Raw genomic sequence first — 202 nt, 5'->3', positions numbered from 1 at the left:
GACAAGGAATTTCGCTACCTTAGGACCGTTATAGTTACGGCCGCCGTTTACTGGGGCTTCGGTTCAAAGCTTCGCTTCGGCCCACCGAACCCAAGCTTACGCTCGCGTTCGGCGGGGTCCCAAAACTAACTCATCCCCTTAACCTTCCAGCACCGGGCAGGCGTCAGCCCCTATACTTCGCCTTGCGGCTTCGCAGAGACCT

General features: G+C 57.9%; 1 rRNA gene. It reads right to left on the bottom strand.

Annotation, left to right across the window (positions count from 1 at the left end):
- Positions 1–202 (bottom strand): 23S ribosomal RNA (locus SB752_RS33520); the annotation flags it as partial.

This window comes from Brevibacillus sp. SIMBA_040 (assembly GCF_046535075.1).
GTDB lineage: Bacteria > Bacillota > Bacilli > Brevibacillales > Brevibacillaceae > Brevibacillus.
The sequence above is the reverse complement of the archived record's forward strand: the minus strand, read 5'-3'. Positions and strand labels throughout refer to the sequence as shown.